Consider the following 20,771-nt stretch of genomic DNA (forward strand, 5'->3'; position numbering starts at 1 on the left):
CATCTGGTGTTGCCAGACATCGCCCACCGCCATATATGGTGGTGCCGCAGCTGGTTCGGCCCAGCCCTCCCGGGCAGGGCCGAGGCAAGAGGGAACCCGGTGGGAATCCGGGACTGCCCCGCAGCGGTGAGTGGGAACGACCGCCGTCAACAGCACTGGGCCACCGGCCTGGGAAGCGACGGCCAGTAGGCGACCTCGTGTCGTGCCCGCGAGTCCGAAGACCTGCCAGCGCGCCGTGCGCCTCCGCGTGCGGCGGTCGGAGGTCGCGCGGGACGACCGACGCCAGCAGCCGGGCCGGCCGTGCGCCGCGCCCGTTGGCGTCTCCCGCCGTCTCCAGACGGTGACAGCGAGGAGAGGTCATGACTGTCGTGCAGGAACATCCCCCGTCCACCGCCGGCGGGTCCGAGCCCCGCCGGCTGGCGATGCGGGTACGCAAGCGGGACGGCGACACCGAGCCGGTGGACGTCAACAAGATCGTCCGGGCGGTCGAGCGCTGGGTCGCGGACCTGGACGAGGTGGACCCGCTGCGGGTGGCCACGAAGACGATCAGCGGCCTCTACGACGGGGCGAGCACCGCGGAGCTGGACCGGTTGTCGATCCAGACCGCGGCGGAGCTGATCGGCGAGGAGCCACAGTACTCGAAGCTCGCGGCGCGGCTGCTGGCCGCGTACGTGGACAAGGAGGTACGCGGGCAGCAGGTGGCGAGCTTCAGCCAGTCGATCGCGTACGCGCACGGGCTGGGCCTGATCGGCGACGAGACCGCCGCGTTCGTCTCGCGCCACGCCCGCAAGCTCGACGACGCCGTGGACCCGGCCGGTGACCTGCGGTTCGAGTACTTCGGGCTGCGGACGGTGGCGGACCGCTACCTGCTGCGGCACCCGCAGTCCCGGCTGGTGGTGGAGACGCCGCAGTACTGGCTGCTGCGGGTGGCCTGCGGGCTGTCCCGCACCCCGGGCGAGGCGGTCGGCTTCTACCGGCTGATGTCCAGCCTGGCCTATCTGCCCAGCTCCCCGACGCTGTTCAACTCCGGCACCCGGCACACCCAGATGTCGTCCTGCTTCCTGGTCGACTCGCCGCGCGACGAGCTGGACTCGATCTACGAGCGGTACCACCAGGTGGCGAAGCTGTCGAAGTTCTCCGGCGGCATCGGCATCTCCTGGTCGCGGGTGCGGGGCCGGGGCGCGCTGATCCGGGGCACCAACGGGCGCTCCAACGGCATCGTGCCGTTCCTGAAGACGCTCGACGCCGGGGTGGCGGCGGTCAACCAGGGCGGCCGGCGCAAGGGCGCGGCCTGCGTCTACCTGGAGCCGTGGCACCCGGACGTGGAGGAGTTCCTGGAGCTGCGGGACAACACCGGCGAGGAGTCGCGGCGTACGCACAACCTCAACCTGGCCAACTGGATCCCGGACGAGTTCATGCGCCGGGTCGAGGCCGACGGCGAGTGGTCGCTGATCGACCCGTCGGACGCCCCGGAGCTGCCCGACCTGTACGGCGAGGCGTTCGACGCGGCGTACCGGGCGGCCGAGAAGAACGCGGTGCGCACGGTACGGGCCCGGGACCTGTACGGGCGGATGATGCGCACGCTGGCGCAGACCGGCAACGGCTGGATGACGTTCAAGGACGCCGCGAACCGGCTGTCCAACCAGACCGGTGAGCCGGGCAACGTCATCCACCTGTCCAACCTGTGCACGGAGATCCTGGAGGTCAACGACGACGCCGAGACGGCTGTGTGCAACCTCGGCTCGGTGAATCTCGGCGCGCACGTCACCGCCGACGGCGTGGACTGGGAGCGGCTGCGCGCGACGGTACGCACGGCAGTGGTCTTCCTCGACCGGGTGATCGACATCAACTACTACCCGGCCGAGCAGGCGGCGGCGTCCAACCCGCGCTGGCGGCCGGTCGGGCTCGGCCTGATGGGCCTGCAGGACGCGTTCTTCACGCTGCGCCTGCCGTTCGACTCCGCCGAGGCGAAGGAGCTGTCCACCCGGGTGCAGGAGGAGATCCTGCTGACCGCGCTGGAGACCTCCGCCGGGCTGGCCGAGCGGTTCGGGCCGCATCCGGCGTACCCGCAGACCCGGGCCGCCAAGGGTGACCTGCACCCGGACCTGTGGGGCGCGGAGCCGGCGCAGACCGGGCGGTGGGCCGCGCTGCGCGAGCGGATCGCCGCGCACGGGCTGCGCAACTCGCTGATGGTGGCGATCGCGCCGACCGCCACCATCGCCTCCATCGCCGGCTGCTACGAGTGCGTCGAGCCGCAGGTGTCCAACCTGTTCAAACGCGAGACCATGTCCGGGGAGTTCCTCCAGGTCAACACGTACCTGGTGCGGGAGCTGAAGGCGCGCGGGCTGTGGACGCCGCAGGTCCGCGACCGGATCAAGCGGGCCGAGGGCTCGGTGCAGGGCGTCACCGAGCTGCCCGCGCCGGTGCGGGAGCTGTTCCGCACCGCCTGGGAGCTGCCGCAGCGGGCGCTGATCGACCTGGCCGCCGCGCGGGCGCCGTTCGTCGACCAGTCCCAGTCGCTGAACCTGTTCCTGAGCGCGCCGACCATCGGCAAGCTCTCCTCGATGTACCTGTACGCCTGGAAGGCCGGGCTGAAGACCACGTACTACCTGCGATCCCGTCCCGCCACCCGCATCCAGCAGGCCACCGTCGCGCCGGTGCTCGCCCCGGTCTCCGGCGTGGTCTCCGCCGTGAGTGACGACGAGGCGCTGGCCTGTTCCCTGGAGAACCCCGAGAGCTGCGAGGCATGCCAGTGACCACCACCGCGCCGACCCGGCACATGCTGCTCGACCCCGGCATGGACCTGACCCTGCGGCCGATGCGCTACCCGCGCTTCTTCGACCGGTTCAAGGACGCCATCAAGAACACCTGGACGGTGGAGGAGGTGGACCTGCACTCGGACCTGGCCGACCTGGCGAAGCTGTCGGCGGCCGAACGGCACCTGGTGTCGCGGCTCGTGGCGTTCTTCGCCACCGGCGACACCATCGTCGCCAACAACCTGGTGCTCAACCTCTACCAGCACGTCAACTCCCCGGAGGGCCGGCTCTACCTGTCCCGGCAGCTGTTCGAGGAGGCGGTGCACGTCCAGTTCTACCTGAACCTGCTTGACACGTACGTGCCGGACGAGAAGGAACGGTTCGCCGCGTTCGCCGCGGTGGAGAACATCCCGTCGATCGCCCGCAAGGCGGAGTTCTGCTTCCGGTGGATCGACTCGATCTTCGAGCTGCGGGAACTCCGGACCCGCGACGACCGGCGGGCGTTCCTGCTCAACCTGATCTGCTTCGCCGCCTGCATCGAGGGCCTGTTCTTCTACGGCGCGTTCGCCTACGTCTACTTCCTGCGGTCCCGGGGCCTGCTCAACGGGCTGGCCTCCGGCACCAACTGGGTGTTCCGGGACGAGTCGATGCACATGGCGTTCGCGTTCGACGTGGTGGAGACCGTACGCGCCGAGGAGCCGGACCTGTTCGACGCCGAGATGGAGCGGCAGGTGAAGGAGATGCTGGCCGAGGCGGTGGAGTGCGAGGTGAGCTTCGCCGCTGACCTGCTCGGTCAGGGCGTGCCCGGGATGTCGCTCGCGGACATGCGCGAGTACCTCCAGCACGTGGCCGACCGCCGGCTGGCGGTGCTCGGCATCGCCCCGATGTACGGCAGCGGCAACCCGTTCGCGTTCATGGAGTTGCAGGACGTGCAGGAGCTGTCGAACTTCTTCGAGCGGCGGGTGTCGGCGTACCAGGTCGGGGTGACCGGCAGCGTCACGTTCGACGACGACTTCTGACCGCCGCCCCCGCCCCGGCCGTCACGGCCGGGGCGGGGCCGGGCTCTCGCCGGGCAGCGCCGCCGCCCGGACCCGCCCGATCAACGCCACGACGGCGAGCGCCAGCACCGCCACCACCACGAACGCGGTACGCAGGTCCAGCGCGCCGGCGAGCAGACCGATCACCGGCGCCGCGAGCAGCGCGCCCGGCCACTGGCCCATCGCCACCACGGAGACGCCCTCGCCGGACGTGAGGCCCGGCTGCTCACCGGCGAAGCCGAGCACCGTCGGGGTCACGCACGCCAGGCCGAACCCGAGCAGTCCGAAACCGGCCATCACCGCCGCCGGATGGGGGTACGCCACCGGCAGCGCCACGCCGACGGTCGCGACGAGCGCGGACAGCCGGACGAAGCGGATCCGCCCGACCCGGCCGGCCAGCCGGTCGCCGAACAGCCTGGCGACGGTCGCGGCCAGCGAGAGACAGGTGTACGTGGCCGCGGCGAGCACCGCCGTGGCGCCGGCCACCTCGGTCGCGTACAGCGCGCTCCACTGGGCGCCGGCCATCTCGATGAACGAGGCCAGGAAGGCGATCACCGCGAGCAGCAGCAGTTGCGGGGTGAACCGGTCACGCAGCCGGCGCCGCGCCTCGCCGTCCTTCGTCTCCTGGCGGGGCGTGTCGGGCAGCCAGCGGTGCGTGCCGACCAGCAGCGCGCCCAGCAGGACACTGGTGACGGCCATCTGCGCCGACGGCGACATCCCGATCGCCGCGGCGCCGGTGCCGCAGAGGCCGCCGACCAGCATGCCGATGCTGAAACCCGCGTGGAACGTGGACAGGATGGGCCGCCCGTACCGCTTCTGCACCTCCACCGACTGGGCGTTCATCGGCGTGGCCAGCAGATTCGCCGCGAAGCCCCAGACCGCGAGCCCGCCGACCAGCGCCACCACAGTGGCGGACGCGGCCAGCAGCGGCGCGTTGAGCAGGATCAGCGCCGCCCCGGCCAGCGCCAGCCGGCGGGTGTTGATCCGGCTGATCAGCACCGCCACCACGACCAGGGAGACCAGCTCCCCGGCGTTCGTGGCGATGTTCGCCAGGCCCCAGCCGGTGTTGCCGACCCCTACCGCGTCGCGGACGTCCGGCACACGGGCCGACCAGCCGCCGATGGCCAGACCCATGATGACGAAGAGCAGCACCACCGACCAGCGGGCCCGTACGGCCGCGCGTGGCACGGGCGGCGCGGGCGGCTCCGTCGTGTGCTGGTTCGTCGAGGTGTCCGTCATATCGTCGTACCTCTCTGGGAGCGGTCCGGTCCCTCTCCTACCCGATCGCGTGGTCGAGGAAGCACGCACCGTCAGGCAGGCGCACCTGCCCCGGGGACATGTCGGGAGTGGTGACGAGTGCCGACACCACAGCGACGTAGTCGTCGATCAGCCCGCGGACGAGGTCGTCGCCGAAGACGCCCCGGTTGCGGATCACCACGCCCCCGGCCCGGTCGTCGTCCACCACGACGATCGGTGAGCCCCGCTTCACCCAGACGGGCAGGCACTCGGACGGCACGTCGGCGGCGACCACCGGCGGCGGGGTGCCGGGCGCGGGCCGGGCGGTGATGTCGACCGGCTCCACCCGCAGGTCCGGGCAGTGCAGCACCGGTGACGCCGACGCGGCGGACTGGAACCAGGCGTCGAACAGGTGGTTGTCCGGCCAGGGCCGGATCGCCGGGAAGTCGGGGCGGACCGACCGGGCCACCCGGTGGAACGCGGTGGCGTGCGCGACCGCCTCGGCCAGCGAGGCGTGCGCGGCCTCGACCACCGCGCGCATCGGCGCGTCCGGCTCGACGGTGACCGGCAGGTAGACGTTGTTCGTGAACTGACCGACGAGCCGGCGGGACAGCGGGCTCTCCCGGCCCAGCGTCGTGGTGCCCAGCACCACCCGGGACCGTCCGGCCCGCCGCGACAGCAGCACCAGGTACGCGGCGAGCAGCAGCACGTACGGGCTGGTGCGGGCCCGCCGGGCGGCCGGGCGCAACCGCGCGGTGACCTCGGCCGGGAACGCGAAGCGGGTGGCCACCTCGGCGCTGAGCGCGACGTCCGGCGCCGGTGGCGACGCGGGGAAGAGCTGGTACGGCTCCACCGGCCGCAGCCGGTCCCGCCAGTACGCGGCCCGGACGGCGGCGTCGACGCCGTTCCCGGCCTGCTCCGTCTCCTGGAGCGCGGCGAGCGCGGTGAAGTCCACGCCCAGCGGCGGCTGCGGGTCGGCCGCGCCGAGCCGGGCCGTGTACGCGTGGCACAGGTCCTCCACCACGACCCGGCACGACCAGCCGTCGGAGACCATGTGGAAGAAGCAGAGCGCGAGCACGTGCTCGGTCGCGGAGAGCCGGACCAGCGCGGCCCGCCACAGCGGCGCCCGGCCGGGGTCGAACGCGTCGTTGCGGTGCGCGTACGCGATCCGCTCCACGCGGGCCTGCTGCTCGGCCGGCGGCAGGCCGGACAGGTCGACGTACTCCAGCGGCGACTCCACATGCGGCAGGATCCGCACCGCCGGCTCCACGCCGACGCGGTCGAACCGCATCCGCAGCGCGTCGTGCCGGTCCACCACGTCCTGCATCGCCTGCCGCAGCACGTCGACCCGAAGCGTGCCCCGCAACCGGCGGAACTCCACCACCACGAGCCGGGCGGCGCCGGGGTGGGCCGGGTCGAGCGCGGTCATGAACTCCCACATCATCTGCTGGCCGGGGGCCAGCGGCAGCGTCGTCGCCACGGCCGCCCCCTCAGGCCGCCACCGGCGGCGCCGCCACCGGCGGGATCGGCTGGTAGTCCGCCTCGTCCGGCGCGCGGAAGCCGGTGAAGAGCAGGTCCGGGCGGCCGAGCCGCAGCGAGGTGACGAACGCGGCCCCGTCGAAGAGCGTCTCGATGGCCGCGCAGGCCGCCGACTCGGCCACCGCGCGCGGTCCCCGGTCACCGCCGAGCCGGCCGGGCGTCTTCGCGGCGATCACGGCGGCCGCGACGGCCGGCACCGCGAGCAGGCTGCGCCCACCGCTGCGCCGGGCCGTCAGCAGCCCGGCCAGCGCGGTCACGGCGAGCGTGCTGGCGGTGTTGAGCACGAACCGGCGCCGGTGCGGGTGGGCCAGGCAGAGCCACTGCTCGGAGCGCCCGTACGTGGTGAACCGGTAGGCGACCGCGCGGAACGTGTCGGCGACGCCGGTGTCGTGGGTGACCACCCCGTCCGGGTCGGTGAGCAGCACGTAGCCGGCGTCGGTGAGGAGCAGCCCGAGGTGCAGGTCCTCCCCGCCCAGCGGCATCGGGGAATCCTCCGGGAACCCGCCGACCGCCTCGAAGACCGCGCGCTTCACGGCCATGTTCGCCCCGGCGCCCCAGGACACGCGCTCGTAGTGCAGCGGCCGGGTCAGGTCGCCGAGCAGCAGGTAGGAGCGGCGCATCACGCGGAAGAACGCGCTGTCGCCGGGCTCCACGAGCACCGGACCGGTGACGCCGGCGACCTCGGCGCCCGAGGCGCGCAGCCGGGCCGCGTACCGGGTGATCAGGTCTGCGGGCACCCGGCAGTCGGAGTCGGTGAACAGCACCAGGTCGTGGCGGGCGTGCCGGACGCCCAGGTTGCGTTTGGCCCCGACGTGCCGGGGTCCGCGCACGTAGCGGGCGCCGTACTCGGCGCAGGCCGCGCGGTGGGCGGCGGCCGCGGCGGGCGCCGAGTCGTCGACGACCACCACCTCCACCGGCTCCGGGCAGTTCGGGGCGGCGTCGCGCAGGCTGCGCAGCTGGCGGCGCATCTCCGCCACCCGGTCCTTGACCGGGATGACCACGGAGACGCCGCGCGTGACGGCGCGGGGTTCGGTCGGTTCGCCCACGGGCGATGCGGATCGGCTCATGCACCGAGAGTCGACCACCGGGATACAACGCCGATACACGGCGCCGCCCGCCCCGGACATCGCGTGTGTACCGCTGATGTATCGATGAGCATCAAGGTCGAAGGCATGACGACCTCCATCCCCATCGACCGGCGGCTCGCCGTGGACGGCGGCCGGCCGGTCCGCCCGCCGGACCGCCCATGGCCACGCTGGCCGACCCCCGCGCCGGACGCCGCCGCCAACCTGACCGCGGTGCTGACCGGCGGCCGGTGGGCGATCAGCAGCCCGTCCGTCGGCGACGGCGTCCTGTTCGAGCGCCGCTTCGCCGCCGACTTCGCCCGCTACGTCGGCACCCGTCACTGCGTACCCGTCGACCACGGGTCCAGCGCCCTGGTGGTGGCCCTGGAATCACTCGGCCTCGGCTACGGCGACACAGTGCTCGTACCGGCGCTGACCTGGACCGCCTCCGCCACCGCCGCGCTGCGCGCCGGCCTGGTTCCGGTGCTCGTCGACGTCGACCGCGACACCGGCTGCGTCGGGCCGGACGACCTCGACCTGTCCGTGGACCCGCGGGCCGTGGTCGCCGTGCACTGGGCCTCCAACATGGCCGACGTGCCGGCGCTCGACGCGGTCACCCGGCCGCGCGGCATCTCCGTCGTGGAGGACTGCGCGCAGGCCCACGGCGCCACCTGGCAGGGCCGCCAGGCCGGCTCACTCGGCCGGCTCGGCTGCTTCAGCTTCCAGCACGGCAAGGTCCTCACCTGCGGTGAGGGCGGGGCCGTCGTCACCGACGACGACACGCTCGCGCCGGTGCTCGAGGAGCTGCGGGCCGATTCGCGCCGCTACCGCGGCGACCGGACGCCCCCGGGCGAACTGGACCTGGAGGAGAGCGCCGGCGTGCAGGGGGCCAACTTCTGCCTGGACGAGTTCTCCGCCGCCGTGGCCTGCGCGCAACTGGCCGTCCTGGACGACCAGCACGACGTGCGCAACCACAACTACCGGCTGCTCGCCGACCTGCTCGACGGCGTCGACGGCGTACGGCTGCTGCAACCCGCGCCGGAGCAGACCCGCATCTCGATCTACGAGGGCACGATCGTCTTCGACGAGCTGCCGGCCGGCCTGGACAACGCCGCGGTGGCCGCCGCGCTCACCGCAGAGCTGGGCCGGCGGTTCTACTGCACCGACGAGCCGCTGCACCGCAGCCGGCTGCTGCAGCCGTGGACCAAGCCGCTGCTCGCGCCGCTGGCCGAACGCTTCGCGGCGATCCACCGGGACCGGACGTACCCGAACACCGAATGGCTCGCCGCACACACCGTCCAGACGCACCACAGCACCTTCCTCGGCACCGAGCAGGACATGCACGACGTCGCCGCCGCCGTCGCCAAGGTGCTCGCCCGCTGATCCGCGCCATCGCCGGCGCACCAGAGAAGGGAACTTCCCGTGACCGTCACCCATCACGAGACCTCGCACGCCTCGACCCCGTCCCCCGACACGGACGCACCCGTCGGCGTGTGGCTCAACGGCGCCCGCGGTTCGGTCGCCACCACGGCGATCACCGGTCTGCTGGCGCTGCGCGCCGGCATGGCCGACTCGACCGGCTGCGTCACCGACACCGGCATGCTGCGCGACGCGCCGCTGGCGAGCTGGACCGACCTGGTGGTCGGCGGCCACGACATCGTCGACACGCCGCTGGAGAAGAAGGCCGAGTCGCTCGTCGACTCCGGCGTCATCCCGGCGCCGGTGCTGGCCGCCGTACGGGGCAGCCTGCCCGAGGTCGAGCAGAACCTGCGCACCGGCTACGACGCGCGTACCGAGACCGGTCCGCTGGCCGAGGTGGTCGAGCGGCTGGCCGGCGACATCGAGGAGTTCCGCGCCCGCAACGGGCTGTCCCGGGTCGTCGTCATCAACGTGTCCTCGACCGAGCCGCCGGCCGACCACCGGCCCGAGCACGACGACCTGGACGCGCTGACCCGCGCCCTGGCCGACCCGGACGACAAGGCGCTGCCGGCCAGCTCGGTGGTCGCGTACGCGGCGTTCCGGGCCGGCTGCGGCTTCGTCGACTTCACCCCGTCCACCGGGGCGCGGCTGCCCGCGCTGGAGATGCTGGCGCAGCGGGAGCGGGTGCCGTTCGCCGGCTCCGACGGCAAGACCGGGGAGACGCTGCTGCGCACCGCCCTGGCGCCGATGTTCACCAGCCGCGCCCTGCATGTGCTCTCCTGGGCCGGGGTGAACCTGCTCGGCGGCGGTGACGGCGCGACGCTGGAGGACCCGCGCAACGCCCGCAGCAAGCTCAGCTCGAAGTCGGGTGTGCTGCCCGCGCTGCTCGGTGAGGACGTCACCGCCCCGCTGCACATCGACAACGTGCCGGACCTCGGCGACCACAAGACCGCCTGGGACCACGTGTCGTTCGAGGGCTTCCTCGGCGTCCGGATGTCCATGCAGCTCACCTGGAGCGGGGTGGACTCCACGCTGGCCGCCCCGCTCGTGCTCGACCTGGCCCGGCTGACCGCCGCGGCGCACCGCGCCGGACACGTCGGCCCGATCGAGGAGCTGGGGTTCTTCTTCAAGGACCCGATCGGCACCGACGAGCACGCGCTGGCCGAGCAGGCGCACGCGCTCGCCGCCTGGGCCAACGGGCTGGACGGCCGCGGCGACAGCTGACCTTCTTCACCGGCCGCCGGCGCGGCAACTCCCGCGCCGGCGGCCCCGCCCCACGTATCCGCATCGAGGAGCCTCCCATGTCCCCACACGTCCCGAACGCGCCGGACCGGCCGAGCACGGATCCGGTGTGGACGCCGATCCTGACCGGTCTGCACGCGACCGCGCTGGACTGTCTCCAGACGAGCTTCGCCCTGCTCGCCGACTACGCCAACGGGTCCGGCAGCCACCTCGCCCTCGGCGCCCGGTACGGGTTCCGCACCCGGGATCAGGACGCTCTGATCTCCGTCGAGGCGACCTCGGACGACCGGGCCGCCGAAGCGGTAGACCTGCTGGGCCTGCGGGTCGAGGGCCGGTGGATGCAGCTCGACGGCCCGCAGGTCCGCCGGCTGTGCGCCCCGGGCCAGCCGCTCTACGTCACCGCCGACGCGTACGACCTGCCGTGGTGTCCCTACCACGGGCACGAGCACATGCGGCACAGCTTCCTCGTCACCGACGCCGGGCCGGATCAGGTCTCAGTGGTCGACGCCTACCACAACGACACCGCCTGGGGCCCCGCGCGTCCCGGCGTGTGGCGACTGCCCACCGCCGCGTTCGACGCGGCGCTGGCCGCAGGCGCGCACACGCTGGCGGTGACGGCACACCCGGCGCCGGCGATCGACGTACCCGCCATGCTCGCCGGCAACGCCGCCCGGGCCCGGCGGGCTCGCCCGGAAATCGCCCGCTACCTGGACCGCACCGGCGCCGCCCTGGACACAGTGGCCGGGCTGCACCGCTTCGTGCTCGACGTCTGGCTGCTGGCGCGCGCACGCGACCTGCACGAACGCTGGCTGGCCGCGGTCCGGCCCGAGGCCGTCGCCGCGCTGGCCGGGCAGGCAGCCCGCTGGCAGCAGCTCGCCACGCGCAGCTACGTGGCGCTGCGGCGGGCCCAGGCGGGCCGGCCGGCCGCGCCGGAGCTGGTGGACGCGCTCGGCGCGCTGATCTCCGACCACCTCGCCGCGCTGGAGTCGATCGCCGAACCGGCCGCCACGCCCGGCCACGACGCCGTGCCGCCCGCGCCGGACCCGGCAGGCGGGGACGGCGTACGCGCGGCGGTGCTCGGCGCGCTGGGCGACACCCTGGACCTGGACGGCTCGACGCTGCGCACCACCGACGTGCTCCGGGAGCTTCCCGGCTTCGACTCGTTCCGGCTGGTCGACGTCATCGACCGGGTCGAGCGGCGGCTCGGCGTCGAGGTTCCGGCCACCGCGCTCTCCGCGGCCGACCTGCGCGACGTCGGCTCCCTGTGCGCCATGTTCGGCGCCGCCACCGGAGGTGCCCGATGAGTACCGAACTCCTGCACGACCTGCTGGACCGCACCGCCGGCGCGCGCCCCGACGCGCCCGCCGTCGGGGACGGGACCGTCGGGCGCACGTACCGCCAGGTGCGGGCCGACAGCCTGCGCCTGGCTGGCTGGCTGCGCGGGCAGGGCGTCCGGCGCGGCGACCGGGTGCTGGTGGCGCTGCCCGCCGACGCGACACTGCCGGCGCTGCTGTACGCGGTCGCCCGTACCGGCGCGGTCTTCGTCGTCCTCCGGACGCCGGCCCCCGAGGTCGCCCTCGCCCACGTGCTGGACGACGCGGAACCGGTCCTGGTCCTCACCGACGACCGGGTTCTCACCGACCTGTGCCACGCCCGTGGCGTCGCGGTGTGCGACGCCGCCGCGCTGCGGCGCGCGGCATCCGCCGTGGCCGGCGGCGACGCGCCGGCCGGGCCGGGCCCGCTGGCCGTCGACCCGGTCTGCCTGATCTACACCTCCGGCAGCACCGGCATGCCGAAGGCCGTCGTCTCCACGCACGCCCAGGTCACGTTCGCGGTCCGGGCGATCCAGTCGGAGCTGCGCTACCGGCCCGACGACGTGGTGCACGTCCTGCTGCCGCCCTCGTTCGACTACGGCCTCTACCAGATCTTCCTGAGCACCGTCGCCGGCGCCCGGCTGCGCCTGGGCGACAGCGCGGAGACCGGTGGCCGCCTGCTGGTGAGCCTGGTCGAGTCCGGCGCCACGGTGCTGCCCTGCGTGCCGTCGCTGGCGATAAACCTGCTGCGGCTGCTCGGCCGGGCGGGCGCGCCGCGCCCGCCGCTGCGCCTGCTCACGAACACCGGCGCCGCCATGCCGCCGGAGGTGCTGGCCGGCCTGCGCCGGCTGCTGCCCGGCCTGGCCGTCCAACTCATGTTCGGTCTCACCGAGTGCAAACGCGCGGCGATCATGCCGCCGGACGCCGACCTGCGCCGGCCCGGCGCCTGCGGGCGGGCGCTGCCCGGCACCGAGATCTTCACAGTGGACGCCGAGGGGCGGCGTCAACCACCGGGCGTCCCCGGCGAGCTGGTGGTACGCGGCCCGCACGTGATGGCCGGCTACTGGCGGCGGCCGGAGCTGACCGCACAGCGGTTCCGGCGCGCACACGGGCTCTTCCCGCAGCTGCACACCGGCGATCACGGCCACGTGGACGACGACGGGTACGTCCACTTCGCCGGCCGGCGCGACGACGTCTACAAGGAGAAGGGCACCCGGGTCAGCGCCACCGAGGTGGAGGCCGCCGCGTACCGGGTCGACGGCGTGGCCGCGGCCGGGGTGCTGCCGCCGGCCGACGGCCACGACGGCGCGACGCTGTTCGTGGTGGCCGCGCTCACCCCCGCCGACGTGCTGGGCCGGCTGCGGGAACAGCTGGAGGAGATGAAGGTGCCGGCGCGCTGCGTCGTGCTGCCCGACCTGCCGCTCACCGGCAACGGCAAGGTGGACCGGCGGGCGCTGGCCCGGCTGGCGGGTGAGCACAATGGCTGACCTGCCCTTCGACACCCCGGCCTACCGCTACGACCTGGCCCGGGTACGCGTCAACCACGCAACCCTGGTCGCCGCGCTGCCCACGCCGAGCCGGCTGTTCTACTCGCTCAAGGCCAACCCGCACCCGGCACTGGTGGCGGCGCTGCACACCGCCGGCTGCGACGCGGAGATCTGCTCCCCGGGTGAGCTGGCCGCGGCGCTGCGGGCGGGCGTGCCGGGTGACCGCATGCTCTACACCGGACCCGGCAAGCGCGACGCCGAGGTGGCCGAGGCGGTGCGCGCCGGTGTCCGCTGGTTCTCCGTCGACTCGCCCGAGGGCCTGGACCAGGCCGACCGGATCGCCGTCGCGCACGGCGTCGAACTGCGGTGCCTGCTGCGGGTCAACGACCGGGTGCCCAACCCGGGTCAGGGGCTCACCATGACCGGCGTCGCGTCCCAGTTCGGCGCCGACGTCGACTGGATCGAGCAGGAACCGCAGCGGTTCCGCTCCCGCCCGTCGGCCCCGGTCCGCGGGTTCCACCTCTACACCGGCAGCAACGTCGACTCGGTGGACGCGCTGGTAGCCCAGTTCACCACCGCGGCGCGTACCGCCCGGCGGCTGCGGGACCTGCTCGACATCGACCTGACCCTGCTCGACCTCGGCGGCGGCTTCGGCGCGCCGTTCGCCCGGCCCGGCCACAACGCGGACCTGACCGGCCTCGCCGACCGGGTCGGCCCGGCCCTGGACGGGCTCTTCCCCGGCTGGCGCGACGGCGCGCCGGAAGTGGCCTTCGAGTCGGGACGGTTCCTCACCGCCACCGCCGGCACGCTGCTGACCCGGGTGCTGGACGTCAAGCGGTCGCAGGGCACGCCGGTGGTGGTGCTGGAGTCCGGCATCAACCACCTCGGCGGGATGTCCGGCCTGCGCCGGCTGCCGCCGCTCGTGCCCACCCTGCACGCCGCTGACGACCGCGACGGCGCGCCGCTCGAGGCCGCGATCGTCGCCGGACCGCTGTGCACCCCGCTGGACACCTGGGCCCGCGCCGCGAGCCTGCCCGACGTACGGCCGGGCGACGTGCTCGCCGTGCCGAACGTCGGGGCGTACGGGCTCTCGGCGAGCCTGCTGGCCTTCCTCGGCCACCCGGCGCCGGTCGAGGTCGTCTGCGACGGCGACCACGTCGTCGAGACGTCCCGGCTCACCCTGACACGGCACCCGGTCGACGCGCCGGGAGCCACTGACGAACCACGAGAAGAAAGGTGACGTCATGAACACCGAATTCACCGAGCTGCTCCGGCCGTTCCTCAAGTTCGCCGGCCCGGACGAGATCACCGAGGACGCCCGGCTGCGCGACCTCGGCCTGGACTCCATGCGCGAGATCGAGCTGCTCTTCGCCATCGAGGAGACGTTCGGGGTCGCCGTGCCCGACGACAAGCTGGTCGACTCCACGTTCGCCACCGCCGGCGGGCTGTGGGGCGTGGTCGAGGAGCTGCGCACGCCGGTCGGCGGTGGTTCCCGATGACGGCCGTCGCCGGGTACGCCCCGGCCGTCGAGACCGTCGCCGGCGTCGCCGCCGAGCACGCCCGGGAGGCCGACGAGACCGCGGCCTTCCCCACCGAGGCGCTGGCCGCCATGCGTCACAGCGGGCTGCTGGGGCTGCTGGTCCCGGCCGCCGAGGGCGGCGCCGGCGGGACGCTGCCGGACCTGGTCGACGTCACGCTGGCGCTGGGCCGGGTGGACATGTCGGTGGCGATGGTCTTCGCCATGCACTGCCAGCAGGTCGCCGCGATCACCGCGTACGGCGGGGAGAAGCTGCGCGCCGAGGTGCTGCCGTCGGTGGCCCGGGGCGAGCGGTATCTCGGCTCGGTCACCACCGAGGCCGGCAAGGGCGGTCACCTGCTGACCGCCGAGTCGGCGCTGGAGCACGACGGCGAGATGCTGCGCGTCGACCGGCAGGCCCCGATCGTCACCGGCGGCCCGTACGCGGACGCCTTCCTGATCACCACCCGCGCCCCGGGTGCTGACTCGGCGGCTCAGGTGGACCTGGTCTACGCCGACCGGGACCAGGTGGAGGTCGAGGTGACCGGCGGGTGGCGTCCGCTGGGCATGCGGGCCACGCACAGCGTTCCGATGCGGCTGCGCGGCGCGGTGCCGCAGTGGCAGGTGATCGGCGAACACGGCGGGTTCCGGGAGATCGCCACCACTGTCTTCGCGCCGCTGGCGCACGTCGGCTGGGCGGCGGCCTGGATCGGGGCGGCGGCCGGCGCGTACGCCCGGGTGCTGCGGCACGCCCGCAGCGAGGCGGGACGGCGGCAGTTCGCCCCCTCCTCCGAGCTGGTGCTGCTGCGGCTGGCCGGGATCCGGGCCCGGCTGGACGCGGCGCACGCGCTGCTGCGGCACACCGTCTCGGTGGTCACCGACGCGCCGGACATGTCGGCGGCGCCGGTGCAGATGCTGCTCAACACGCTGAAGATCCGCGCGGCCGAGGAGTCCTTCGCCGCCGCGCACGAACTGGTCGAGCTGGCGGGCCTGCGCCACGGCTACCTGACCGACTCGCCGCTGGCGCTGGAGCGCACGTTCCGGGATCTGCGCTCGGCCTCGCTGAACTACGCGAACGACCGGCTGCGCCTGGCGAACGGGGCGCTGTCACTGCGCGACCCGGGGGTGCGTCTTGCCTGAGCCGAGGGCGACACCGACGACGGCCGGGGACCACGCCGTCCCGGTGGGCGCCGCCCTGTCCGGAGTGGACCCCACCGACCCGGGTGCGGTGTGGCGCGCGCTGGGCGCCGCCGGGATCGTCGAGGCGCTCTACGGCGACGGCGTCCAGCCCGACCCCCGGCGGCTGTCGGCCCTGCTCACCGAACTGGACGCCCGGTGCCCGCTCGGCGTGACGCTGTCGGTCTGCGTCCAGGTCGCCACGGTGCTGCCGCTGCTGGCCGGCGCGACCGGGCCGGCGGAGCGCGCGCGGCGCGGGATGCTGCGCGGCGAGACGGTGGTGGCGCTGGCCGTCACCGACGCCGCCGGGTCGGGATCGGACCTGCTCGACGCCGCGACCCGGGTGAAGCTGGGCGACGACGGCGCGGTCCTGGACGGGGGCAAGGACTGGATCACCAACGCGACGAGCTGTGACGCGGCGCTGGTGCTGGCCCGGCACCGCGAGGCGCGGCACTTCACCAGCTTCTGCTGGGTGCTGGTGCCGGCCGACGCGCCCGGCGTGACAGTCGGATCCGCCGGCCGGGCGTTCGCCGGGTCCGGCGTGGGCCACCTGCGCTTCGCCGGCGTGGCGCTGGGCCCGGACGCCGTGCTGGGCCGCCCCGGCCGGGCGCTGGCCGGGTTCGCCCGGCAGGTCGGCGTCGAACGGGTCGCCGGGGCGCTGTGGGCCCGGGCGATGTGCCACCGGATGCTGACGGGCCTGCGCGACTGGCTGCGGCGGCGGCCGGCCGGGGCGGGCACGCTGTGGGACCGCCCGGCGGTCCGCGAGCGGTACGCCCGGTGCCTGGTCGCCGTGCACCAGCTCGACGCGCTGTGCGCGCCGCTGCTGGACGCGCCGGCGGCCGTCCCGTCCGCGGTCGCCGGGATGCTGCTGAAGGTCAGCGCCGCCGAGACCGTGGACCGGGTCGCCGCCGAGGCGGTGCGCCTGCGCGGCGCGGACGCGTTCCGCGACGGCGGGGAGGCTCAGCTGCGCACCGAGGCGGCCATGTTCGGCATCGCCGGTGGAGCAACCGGAGCGATGCTCGCCGGCATCGCCGACCACGCCGACGAGCTGGCCGGCGCGGTGACCTGACGGGCGTCCCGCGCCCGGTGGCGGCGGGACGCCGATCGACGACAGCACAGCGAAGGGAGCAACGTCGTGAGTCTCTACCAGTGGTTCGAGCGAACCGTGGCACGGGTGCCGGAGGCGGTCGCGCTGGAGGTCGGCGGGGAGTCGGTGACCTACCGCCGGCTGCGCGACCTCGCCGGCCGGATCCACGCCGAGGTGGGCCGACGCCCCCGCGCGGTCGGCCTGCTGGCCGCCCGCAGCCTGCCCGCGTACGCCGGCTATCTGGCCGCGCTGCGCGCCGGAGCGGTGGTGGTGCCGCTCAACCCGGCCTTCCCGCCGGCCCGCACCGCCCGGCTGTGCCGGGACGCGGGGGTGGACGCGCTGGTGGTCGACGACGCCGGCGCCGCGACGGCGGCGCAGGTCGCGGGCGGCGCCGTGACGGTACGCCTCGACGGCGCGCCGGGCGTCCCGCCGCCGACCGCCCCGGTGGCGCCGGACGACGTGGCGTACCTGCTGTTCACCTCCGGCTCGACCGGGCGGCCCAAGGGCGTGCCGATCCGGCACCGCAACGTCGACGCGTTCCTCACGTACTGCCGGGACCGCTACCCCGTCGGCCCGGGCGACCGGCTGTCGCAGACCTTCGACCTGACCTTCGACCCGTCCGTCTTCGACATGTTCGTCGCCTGGGGCGGCGGCGCCACGCTCGTGGTGCCGCAGCCCGACGAGGTGCTGACGCCGGTGCGGTTCGTCAACGAACGACGGATCACGCACTGGTTCTCGGTGCCCTCGGTGGTCTCGCTGGCCCGCCGGATGCGGATGCTCTCCCCCGGCGCCATGCCGGGCCTGCGGCACAGCCTCTTCGCCGGCGAGGCGCTGACGCTGGAGCAGGCGCGGGCGTGGGCGGCGGCGGCGCCGGGCAGCGGGGTGGAGAACCTCTACGGGCCCACCGAGCTGACCGTGACCTGCACCGGTCACCGGCTGCCGGCGGATCCGGCGGCCTGGCCGGCCACCTCGAACGGCACCGTGCCGATCGGTGACGCGCACCCCGGGCTCGACGCGATCCTGCGCGCCGAGGACGGCACCGTCGGCGGTGACGACGGCGAGCTGTGCGTGCACGGGCCGCAGCGGTTCGACGGCTACCTCGACCCGGCCGACGACGAGGACCGGTTCGTCACGCACGCCGGTCGCCGGTACTACCGCACCGGGGACCGGGTCCGCCGCGAGCACGGCACGCTCGTGCACCACGGCCGCCTGGACGACCAGGTGAAGCTGCGCGGCTACCGGATCGAACTCGGCGAGATCGAAATGGTCCTGCGCGGCCACCCGGGGGTGCAGGACGCGGTGGTGCTGGCGTTCGGCGCGGGCGACGACGTCGCCCTGCGAGCCGTCTACACCGGCGCCGCCGGGATCACCGCCGAGTTGACCCGCCGGTGCGCGGACCGGCTGCCCGGCTACATGGTGCCGGCCCGGATCCACCACGTGGCCGCGCTTCCCACGAACGCCAACGGCAAGACCGACCGACGCCGGACCGCCGACCTGGTCGGCAGCGCGACGAGAGGAGAACGACGATGACCGGGACAGGAAACGGACACGAGGAGGAAGGGGCGTTCCGTTCGGTGGCCGGGCGGTTCGCCACCGGAGTGGCGGTGGCGACGGCCGTCGGACCCGACGGCCCGGTGGGCATGACTGTGAACTCCTTCACCACCGTGTCGCTGTCGCCCCGGATGCTGCTGGTCTGCCTGCGGCGGGACTGCCGGCTGCTCGGCGCGGTCCGGCGTACCGGGCGCTTCGCGGTGACAGTGCTCGCCGACGACCAGCGCGCGGAGGCGGCCTGGTTCGCCAGCCGGGGACGGCCCAGCGGCGCCGACGGCTTCACCGGCGTCACCTACGACGCGGAGCGGGCGACCGGCTGCCCGCGCCTGACCGACGGGGTGGCGTACTTCGGCTGCGAGGCCGTCTCCGCCGACCCGGCCGGTGACCACGCCGTGCTGATCGGCGCGGTCCGCTCCGCCGGCCTGCTCCGGCCGACCCCGCCGCTGCTGTTCGTGGACGGCCACTACGCGCGGGTCGCCGCACCGGCGGAAGCGCAGGTGGCGCGATGAGCATCGGCGCCGCTCCCGGCGACCTGCGCTACCTGAGCCTGCGCGCCGCGCGGGCCGGGGCGGACGCGATCCGCGAGGCGCGGAGCCAGGGCTTCCGGACCATGCACAAGGGCGGGGCGGCACAGGACCCGGTGACCACCGCCGACCACGCCAGCGAACGGGCCATCCTCGACCTGCTCGCCCGCGACCGGCCGCAGGACGCCGTCCTGGCCGAGGAGTCCGGACTCAGCGCCGGCTGCTCCGGCCTGCGCTGGATCGTCGACCCGCTCGACGGCACGCTGAACTTCAGCCACGGGGCGAGCCGCTACGCGGTGAGCATCGCGGTGGCGACCGGCTGCGACGACGGCGACGGCCAGGTGGTCGCCGCCACCATCCTGCAACCGGCCACCGGCGCCTGCCTGGTGCTCGACGGCGACGGCGCGCTCGACGGCGACGTCCCGGTCACCGTCGACCGGGAGGCCGCGCCGGGGCACGCCCTGGTGGCGTTCGCGGTGCCGAACGCGCCCGGGTCGCGGCGGCGGGCGTACCAGTCGCTCGTCGGCGTCGCGCCGCTCGTCGCCGACCTGCGCAACTCCGGCTCCACGGTCTGCGACCTGGCGGCGGTGGCCCGGGGGGAACTGGACGCGTTCGTCAGCTTCGACCCCGCGCCGTGGGACGTCGCGGCCGGCACCGCGCTGGTCGAGGCCGCCGGCGGGGTGAGCCGGCGGTGGCGCCACGACGGGCTGGCGGTCCTGGCCACCGGCGCGCCGGCCGTCGTGGACGCGCTGGCCGGCTGGCTGAGCCCCGACCGTACGAACGGCGCCGACGAGAAGAAGGGAACCGACGATGACAGGCAGCGATGAGTTCCGGCTGGCACTTGTGGGAGCGGGCCGGATGGGCCGCCACCACCTGCGGGCCCTGGCCGACCACCGGACGGTCCGGATCCGGCACGTCGTCGACCCGGTTCCGGCGGCACGGGCGGAGGCCGCCGCGGCCGGGCTGCCCGCGTACCCGAGCGTGGCGGACCTGCTCGCGGACGCCGTGCCGGACGGTCTCCTGGTGACCGCGCCCACCGGCCGGCACGGCGAGCTGGTCGCGGCCGCCGCCGAGGCCGGGCTGCCGGTGCTGTGCGAGAAGCCGGCCGGGCTCGACCCGGCCGAGGCGGCGGAGGCGGGGCGGGTGGCCGCCGCCGCCGGGATCCCGTTCCAGGTCGCCTACTGGCGGCGGTTCGTCCCGCAGCTGCGCCGGCTGCGCGAACGGATCGCCGTCGGCGCGCTCGGCGAGGTCCTGTTCGTGGCCGCGTCGCAGTGGGACGGCGAGCCGCCGGCGGCGGCGTTCCGCACCGGCAGCGGCGGGATCTTCGTGGACATGGGCGTGCACGAGTTCGACCAGATCCGGTGGCTGACCGGGCAGGACATCGACCGGGTCGCCGCGCAGCCGGCCGGTCCGGTCACCGACCCGGCGGTACGCGGCCGGGACGTGGACAGCGCGCAGGCGTTGCTCGGCCTGTCCGGCGGCGGTACCGCGCTGGTCTCGCTCGGCCGGCACCACCGGGGCGGCGACATGGCGACGGTGGAGGTGTTCGGCACCCGGGACCACGAGCGGCTGACCTTCCTCGACCCGGCCGACGGGGACGCCACCATGTACGCGGCCCTGGCGCGCCAGGCGGAGGACTTCGCCGAGCTGGTCCGCGCGGGCCGGTCGGCGGGCGCCGGGGTGGCGGACGCGGTGGCGGTGCTCGACGCGGCGCACCGGGCGACCGCGCAACTCACCCGGGGTCACGAATTACACACCGTTCGGTGACTACTTGCACCATCTGGGATCGAGGTATTCCCCAGCCGAAGGTGGGAAATCCAGCCG

Annotated in this window: 17 protein-coding genes and 1 riboswitch; of the genes, 14 read left to right on the forward strand and 3 right to left on the reverse strand. The window is 74.5% G+C overall.

Going from position 1 to position 20,771, the window contains the following annotated elements; genetic code table 11:
* Positions 1 to 34: 34 nt before the first annotated feature.
* A riboswitch (cobalamin riboswitch) is annotated at positions 35 to 245 on the forward strand.
* A gap of 114 nt (positions 246 to 359) precedes the next feature.
* Positions 360 to 2,756, forward strand: coding sequence for a ribonucleoside-diphosphate reductase subunit alpha (locus MicB006_RS13555; RefSeq protein ID WP_116506483.1), 2,397 nt, complete (start codon positions 360 to 362; stop codon positions 2,754 to 2,756).
* Complete coding sequence (locus MicB006_RS13560) at positions 2,747 to 3,775, forward strand: ribonucleotide-diphosphate reductase subunit beta (protein WP_116506485.1); 1,029 nt, start codon at positions 2,747 to 2,749, stop codon at positions 3,773 to 3,775. The genes MicB006_RS13555 and MicB006_RS13560 overlap by 10 nt, the downstream gene beginning before the upstream one ends.
* 21 nt (positions 3,776 to 3,796) lie before the next feature.
* Here the strand turns inward: MicB006_RS13560 and MicB006_RS13565 are convergent, their stop codons facing one another.
* From MicB006_RS13565 to MicB006_RS13575, 3 genes are read right to left on the reverse strand one after another with little or no spacing between them, the layout of a single operon-like run.
* Positions 3,797 to 5,032, reverse strand: coding sequence for an MFS transporter (locus tag MicB006_RS13565; RefSeq protein ID WP_116506487.1), 1,236 nt, complete (start codon positions 5,030 to 5,032; stop codon positions 3,797 to 3,799).
* A gap of 37 nt (positions 5,033 to 5,069) precedes the next feature.
* Positions 5,070 to 6,509 (reverse strand): condensation domain-containing protein, encoded by a 1,440-nt coding sequence (locus MicB006_RS13570; RefSeq protein ID WP_116506488.1) that lies wholly within the window; start codon positions 6,507 to 6,509, stop codon positions 5,070 to 5,072.
* Positions 6,510 to 6,519: 10 nt separating this feature from the next.
* The gene (locus MicB006_RS13575; RefSeq protein WP_225980737.1) at positions 6,520 to 7,635 is read right to left on the reverse strand and encodes a glycosyltransferase; all 1,116 of its coding nucleotides are present in this window, start codon (positions 7,633 to 7,635) and stop codon (positions 6,520 to 6,522) included.
* A gap of 105 nt (positions 7,636 to 7,740) precedes the next feature.
* Between MicB006_RS13575 and MicB006_RS13580 the strand changes: the two genes are divergently transcribed.
* The 12 genes from MicB006_RS13580 to MicB006_RS13635 all read left to right on the forward strand — a co-directional run bounded on the left by MicB006_RS13580 (position 7,741) and on the right by MicB006_RS13635 (position 20,714).
* Positions 7,741 to 9,015, forward strand: coding sequence for a DegT/DnrJ/EryC1/StrS family aminotransferase (locus MicB006_RS13580; RefSeq protein WP_184686403.1), 1,275 nt, complete (start codon positions 7,741 to 7,743; stop codon positions 9,013 to 9,015).
* Between the two features lie 39 nt (positions 9,016 to 9,054).
* Entirely contained in the window at positions 9,055 to 10,275 is a 1,221-nt protein-coding gene (locus MicB006_RS13585) for an inositol-3-phosphate synthase (protein WP_116506492.1), read from the forward strand.
* Between the two features lie 77 nt (positions 10,276 to 10,352).
* Positions 10,353 to 11,597: an acyl carrier protein gene (locus tag MicB006_RS13590; protein WP_116506494.1), complete on the forward strand. Its 1,245-nt coding sequence runs from the start codon at positions 10,353 to 10,355 to the stop codon at positions 11,595 to 11,597.
* The gene (locus tag MicB006_RS13595; protein ID WP_116506496.1) at positions 11,594 to 13,093 is read left to right on the forward strand and encodes a class I adenylate-forming enzyme family protein; all 1,500 of its coding nucleotides are present in this window, start codon (positions 11,594 to 11,596) and stop codon (positions 13,091 to 13,093) included. The genes MicB006_RS13590 and MicB006_RS13595 overlap by 4 nt, the downstream gene beginning before the upstream one ends.
* Positions 13,086 to 14,333, forward strand: a complete 1,248-nt coding sequence (locus MicB006_RS13600) for an alanine racemase (RefSeq protein ID WP_116506498.1) — start codon at positions 13,086 to 13,088, stop codon at positions 14,331 to 14,333. Before MicB006_RS13595 ends, MicB006_RS13600 begins: the two co-directional genes overlap by 8 nt.
* Positions 14,334 to 14,337: 4 nt before the next feature.
* On the forward strand, positions 14,338 to 14,592 hold the full coding sequence (locus tag MicB006_RS13605) for a phosphopantetheine-binding protein (RefSeq protein ID WP_116506500.1): 255 nt from the start codon (positions 14,338 to 14,340) through the stop codon (positions 14,590 to 14,592).
* The gene (locus MicB006_RS13610) at positions 14,589 to 15,749 is read left to right on the forward strand and encodes an acyl-CoA dehydrogenase family protein (protein WP_116506502.1); all 1,161 of its coding nucleotides are present in this window, start codon (positions 14,589 to 14,591) and stop codon (positions 15,747 to 15,749) included. The genes MicB006_RS13605 and MicB006_RS13610 overlap by 4 nt, the downstream gene beginning before the upstream one ends.
* Positions 15,742 to 16,854: an acyl-CoA dehydrogenase family protein gene (locus MicB006_RS13615; RefSeq protein WP_225980738.1), complete on the forward strand. Its 1,113-nt coding sequence runs from the start codon at positions 15,742 to 15,744 to the stop codon at positions 16,852 to 16,854. Before MicB006_RS13610 ends, MicB006_RS13615 begins: the two co-directional genes overlap by 8 nt.
* A 66-nt stretch (positions 16,855 to 16,920) precedes the next feature.
* Positions 16,921 to 18,402, forward strand: coding sequence for an amino acid adenylation domain-containing protein (locus MicB006_RS13620; RefSeq protein WP_116506506.1), 1,482 nt, complete (start codon positions 16,921 to 16,923; stop codon positions 18,400 to 18,402).
* Positions 18,399 to 18,932, forward strand: coding sequence for a flavin reductase family protein (locus tag MicB006_RS13625; protein WP_116506508.1), 534 nt, complete (start codon positions 18,399 to 18,401; stop codon positions 18,930 to 18,932). Before MicB006_RS13620 ends, MicB006_RS13625 begins: the two co-directional genes overlap by 4 nt.
* Complete coding sequence (locus tag MicB006_RS13630) at positions 18,929 to 19,774, forward strand: inositol monophosphatase family protein (protein WP_116506510.1); 846 nt, start codon at positions 18,929 to 18,931, stop codon at positions 19,772 to 19,774. Before MicB006_RS13625 ends, MicB006_RS13630 begins: the two co-directional genes overlap by 4 nt.
* A complete protein-coding gene (locus MicB006_RS13635; protein ID WP_116506512.1) occupies positions 19,758 to 20,714 on the forward strand; it encodes a Gfo/Idh/MocA family protein in 957 nt (318 codons plus the stop codon). The genes MicB006_RS13630 and MicB006_RS13635 overlap by 17 nt, the downstream gene beginning before the upstream one ends.
* Positions 20,715 to 20,771: the final 57 nt, after the last annotated feature.

The sequence above is a fragment of the Micromonospora sp. B006 genome (assembly GCF_003408515.1).
GTDB classification, from domain to species: Bacteria; Actinomycetota; Actinomycetes; order Mycobacteriales; family Micromonosporaceae; genus Micromonospora; species Micromonospora echinospora_A.

Bases quoted from the DNA above. Each gene is read 5' to 3' on its own strand.
- MicB006_RS13555 (WP_116506483.1), top strand. From the start codon at position 360: ATGACTGTCGTGCAGGAACATCCCCCGTCCACCGCCGGCGGGTCCGAG.
- MicB006_RS13560 (WP_116506485.1), top strand. From the start codon at position 2,747: ATGCCAGTGACCACCACCGCGCCGACCCGGCACATGCTGCTCGACCCC.
- MicB006_RS13565 (WP_116506487.1), bottom strand. From the start codon at position 5,032: ATGACGGACACCTCGACGAACCAGCACACGACGGAGCCGCCCGCGCCG.
- MicB006_RS13575 (WP_225980737.1), bottom strand. From the start codon at position 7,635: ATGAGCCGATCCGCATCGCCCGTGGGCGAACCGACCGAACCCCGCGCC.
- MicB006_RS13580 (WP_184686403.1), top strand. From the start codon at position 7,741: ATGACGACCTCCATCCCCATCGACCGGCGGCTCGCCGTGGACGGCGGC.
- MicB006_RS13590 (WP_116506494.1), top strand. From the start codon at position 10,353: ATGTCCCCACACGTCCCGAACGCGCCGGACCGGCCGAGCACGGATCCG.
- MicB006_RS13595 (WP_116506496.1), top strand. From the start codon at position 11,594: ATGAGTACCGAACTCCTGCACGACCTGCTGGACCGCACCGCCGGCGCG.
- MicB006_RS13600 (WP_116506498.1), top strand. From the start codon at position 13,086: ATGGCTGACCTGCCCTTCGACACCCCGGCCTACCGCTACGACCTGGCC.
- MicB006_RS13605 (WP_116506500.1), top strand. From the start codon at position 14,338: ATGAACACCGAATTCACCGAGCTGCTCCGGCCGTTCCTCAAGTTCGCC.
- MicB006_RS13610 (WP_116506502.1), top strand. From the start codon at position 14,589: ATGACGGCCGTCGCCGGGTACGCCCCGGCCGTCGAGACCGTCGCCGGC.
- MicB006_RS13625 (WP_116506508.1), top strand. From the start codon at position 18,399: ATGACCGGGACAGGAAACGGACACGAGGAGGAAGGGGCGTTCCGTTCG.
- MicB006_RS13630 (WP_116506510.1), top strand. From the start codon at position 18,929: ATGAGCATCGGCGCCGCTCCCGGCGACCTGCGCTACCTGAGCCTGCGC.
- MicB006_RS13635 (WP_116506512.1), top strand. From the start codon at position 19,758: ATGACAGGCAGCGATGAGTTCCGGCTGGCACTTGTGGGAGCGGGCCGG.